Annotated in this window: 4 protein-coding genes; all 4 read left to right on the top strand. The window is 61.8% G+C overall.

Going from position 1 to position 4,012, the window contains the following annotated elements; translation table 11 throughout:
* Window positions 1-477: HhH-GPD-type base excision DNA repair protein (locus CcI49_RS39400; RefSeq protein WP_076834844.1), on the top strand; the 477-nt coding region annotated here is incomplete at its 5' end.
* A 173-nt stretch (window positions 478-650) separates the two neighbouring features.
* Window positions 651-887, top strand: a complete 237-nt coding sequence (locus CcI49_RS42405) for a hypothetical protein (RefSeq protein WP_158230749.1) — start codon at window positions 651-653, stop codon at window positions 885-887.
* A 689-nt stretch (window positions 888-1,576) separates the two neighbouring features.
* A complete protein-coding gene (locus CcI49_RS41860) occupies window positions 1,577-2,188 on the top strand; it encodes a hypothetical protein (protein WP_131831284.1) in 612 nt (203 codons plus the stop codon).
* A 921-nt stretch (window positions 2,189-3,109) separates the two neighbouring features.
* Window positions 3,110-3,652 (top strand): hypothetical protein, encoded by a 543-nt coding sequence (locus CcI49_RS39395; protein ID WP_054568413.1) that lies wholly within the window; start codon window positions 3,110-3,112, stop codon window positions 3,650-3,652.
* Window positions 3,653-4,012 lie beyond the last annotated feature (360 nt).

Below are 4,012 nucleotides of genomic sequence, written 5' to 3'. Positions count from 1 at the left end.
TTCGCCGCGCCATACGAGTTGACCAGGCGGCTCGGGCGGCCGCTCGACGTCGGCGAACTGGCGGCCTTTGATCCGGACGCGCTCGGTTCGGTCTTCGCGACGCCGCCGGCGCTGCACCGCTTCCCGGGCTCGATGGCGAAGCGGGTGCAGGCGGTCTGCCAGGTGATCGTCGACCAGTACGGGGGCGACCCAGCCTCGATCTGGACCACCGCGGCCGACGGCAAGGAGCTCTTCAAGCGGGTCGGTGCCCTGCCCGGCTTCGGCGCTCAGAAGGCGAAGATCTTCGTGGCGTTGCTGGGCAAGCAACTCGACGTCACCCCGCCAGGCTGGCGCGAGGTCTCCACTCCCTACGGCGACGACGGCAGCTTCCGCTCGGTCGCCGACATCACCGGCCCCGACACCCTGCTCAAGGTCCGGGACTTCAAGAAGCAGATGAAAGCGCAGACTAGGGCTAGCCAGGTGGGAACCCAGATGTAGCAGCATAAACCCGTCGTCTAGCCGTCAGCAGCTCTCCCCGTGGCACCAGTTCCGGCACCAAATTCGGTGTCACGGGAGCATTTAAAATTGTTCTCATTCTCGTGACATCGGGGAATCCTTGTCCTCGCGTGCGCGTTCTTCATGTTGAATGCAGCACATTGTCACGGGAGTAGATGTTGGCGGAAGGTCGCGTAACAGGCGACGCCTATTGCGATAAGCAGCACAAGCGCTGGTCCTACCAGATCAGCATTCCGGCGGCGCTCTCGCCGGATGGTCGCAGGCGACGCGAGAAGAGCCGTGGTCCGAGCCGGTACCGCTACGTTCTGGCGACGTACGCGCTCCCGTGGCTCGGAACTGTCCGGCTGAAGGATGCCGCGGGACGGCTGAAGGAGCACTACCGCCATCCCTGATCGTCAGGGACAATCGCGCTCACAGCGGGCACGATGCTGTTTGCCTTCGGGGACAGCAGTTCTCGATTCTCTTCCGGACGAAGATGATCGGAGGCGAAACCCGAACGAGCAGCGAGTCGTCACAGGTCCGATTCGTACCCGTGAACGAGCTGGGCTCATACGACATGCACCCTTCGATACGACTTCGCGTCGATCATTACTTTGAGAACCGAGCCGAGCCATACATAGGCTGATACCCCACTTTCATGTCGCCTGAACCGGCAGCGTCAAGCCCGAGGGAATATGTCCAGTAGCAGGCGGTCCATCCTGATATGCTGCGGTCGAATGTAGGCGGCGTGCATACGGGTACGTCCGACCGAGGTGATATCGGCCGCTACCCGGGTATGGCCACAGAAAGCCATACGGCTTCAAGCCATACAGCTTCGCCAATTACAAGGGATTCGCCCATGGAACATTTTGAATCCACAAATCAAGGTAACGCGAGAAGGGGAGAGGGTGGAGACCGTCAGCGAGCGGGGCCGTTCACCAATTCCAMAAAGGCAATCCTTGGAAACAGCACAAGGGCAATCCTTGGAAACAGTGCTGCTCGCAGAGATGAGCGACGGCGGTACGTTGAGGACGTCCAGAAGTAATGTCGTAGCGCCCATCGAACATCGAGTGCGAGTGCGTGGACCTTCAGATCTCTTCGCATGGTAAGCCTCACCGCGGTCGCCGCAATACCCATCATTACGCTTGCGAACCAGACCCCCGAGGGAAAAGTTGCTACCTCTAAGTGGCTCATTGCCGGCCTTGCCTCGCTTGCAACTTTGATCGAGAGTTTCCTGCAGCTTGCGAAGCCCCATGAGTATGCCCTTGTAAAGCGCTATATGGCCGAAGAATTCGACAAACAAATCCGAGCGACCGCCACAGGCTACAAGGGACACGCGGATGCCAATCAGGGGACCGGAGAAGACATTATGGCCGACGATGAATCCGACCAAGAAGACGGTGAAGAACATAGGGATGACGATGAATCCACCCAAAAAGGCAGTGAAGACATTATGACTGACGATGAACCCACCCAAGAAGGCAGTGAAGAGAATAGGGATGACCGAGCTAGATCCTCTCAAGGGGGCGACGAAGAGGACGGCGAAGCCGTCCATTTTAGATATTTCTTTGAAAGGATAGAACCCCTCCGCGAGATCGCCGCGGCAAAGATGCGCGAAATTTCTGAAAGCTCCCTGATGGGCTCGGCGGCTGCCGATGCCTTTACTCAGGGAGAGGAAGAAGATGGGCAAAACAAGCCATTCGGCAAAGCCTGAGCTCTGGCACTGTCCCGTCGTGTTTACCCGGCCGATACACGAGATGCCTGGCACCCGCGCCTTGATAACCGATCTTTAAAGGTACCCATACCGAACGTGACCAATGATCACACTCAGACATGGTCACGCTCGGTAGTTCTCGTCCGGGAGTTCGTCCGTCAGTGGCGGCGGAGGAACCACGGGCGCGTATGTGCGGGCAGCACGAGGGGCTGTTGTCCCTGGGTTCGGCGGATCGCAGCCACGGCCGGCACGAAGAACATGTACTGGCAGCACCACACACCGAAGAGCAGTGACACCAGCGAGAACTACAACATCAACTTGAAGCAGAGAACGGTCATCTCGACAGTCAGGGCGACAAGTCCCGCGATGCCTCGGTCGATAGCACCTCCGCCGGACCGGCTGCCTCGGCCACCGAACGACATCCCTGGTGCTCGAAAGTTGAGCCCACTGAGACCGATCGACATACCAGGCCCATACATGCGCATGATTCCCCCGTTGACCCGCGTGGAGGGCATCATCCACTTGGCGCTGAAGCCAGCAAGCTGGACCCCACCATGGGCGGCGCATCATTGCCGATCGTGACCAGAGTCGGACGGCGCCCGAACTCGCACTAGGTAGTCGACCCGAGACCTTCGGTGATACCCGATCCTGGCAATCGATAACCACGGTCAGCAGTGGGATTCCGTGAGACTCACCGGGACCACGCCCCGACGATCATGGCGAAGTGTCTGACCAGGTCAGGCAGGATTCACCGAGGTCAGGAGGACCACATGGCGTCGGGCCGAGCGGCGCCCCGCGTAGTTTTCAAGACCGCCGCTGTTGTGCTTGGGGTCGGTCGGCTGTCCACGTAGGCACGTCCCGTCGTTTCGGTAGCAACGGTGTGTCCCAAGGCTGAAGCCCGGCGGGTCTACCGTCGGGCGGATGATCGATGGCGATGCGGATGGTCAGCGGTTCCTCGTCCTGCACGACTACGGGATGAGCGAACTGTGGTGGTGGGTCCGGGCGCGGTCGGCGCAGGAGATCGTCGAGCGGATCGCCGAGGTCGAGGTCGTGACGCAGCCTGAGGCCGTTCAGCGGGCCGCGACGTGGGACCTGACCGAGGTGGCCCTTGACGCGCCACATTTGCCGTCGCCCTTGAAGGAACTGCGGAAACAGCGTGACGCGCAGCGGGGGCATCCGGACTTCGCGGCTTGCGCCGGGAGGGCTCTCGTACATCTGTGTCGCCGGTGGGAAGGCGAGGATGGGGTTGACCCCGCTTCGTACTACCTGGAGGTCGGGCCGGACGGGCGCCGCCTGCGCCAGGTGGAGGTGCGCGACGACGGGACGTCTGTGAGGTCCGGGCCGGACGACTGGGCCTTCAACCCTCCTGTGGTCGACCTCTACGCCCCGGAGGCCGCCGCTTGGGAGATCAACTCCGAGGAATTCGAAGCTCAGTGGCGGCGTGCGGTTGACGATGGCGCATAGCCGCTGTCGGCCGACGTCGAGTGGCATGTCCGTCGTGCCTCTCGGGCAGCAGCGAGCGAGGCACTCCGTCCTCCTGATCGGCAGGCCGCGACGCCAGAGCGTCACACTCCGCCATCTTGTAGCCGCCGGGCCGCGAGCCCCCGAGGCGCTTCAGCGGTCCGCAAACAGTCCGCAGGAGGGTGGAAAACGGTCCACACCAGTGGCAACTACTGAAAGCGAGAACCGCAGGTCAGGCGGCCTGCCAGGCGGATAGGTGCAGGTCGGAGGACTACGCCGTGGCACGAAGCAGATGAAGGTCGCCGCCAAGGCAGGATCCGCCTGAGCTGGCGGCGTTGCTCGGCACGTCGGTCGGGGAGCCGG

The sequence above is a fragment of the Frankia sp. CcI49 genome, assembly GCF_001983215.1.
Classification (GTDB): Bacteria; Actinomycetota; Actinomycetes; order Frankiales; family Frankiaceae; genus Parafrankia; species Parafrankia irregularis.
The sequence above is the reverse complement of the archived record's forward strand: the minus strand, read 5'-3'. Positions and strand labels throughout refer to the sequence as shown.

Excerpts from the sequence above, each read along its gene's own strand:
- CcI49_RS41860 (WP_131831284.1), top strand. The coding sequence starts at position 1,577 with ATGGTAAGCCTCACCGCGGTCGCCGCAATACCCATCATTACGCTTGCG.
- CcI49_RS42405 (WP_158230749.1), top strand. The coding sequence starts at position 651 with ATGTTGGCGGAAGGTCGCGTAACAGGCGACGCCTATTGCGATAAGCAG.
- CcI49_RS39395 (WP_054568413.1), top strand. The coding sequence starts at position 3,110 with ATGATCGATGGCGATGCGGATGGTCAGCGGTTCCTCGTCCTGCACGAC.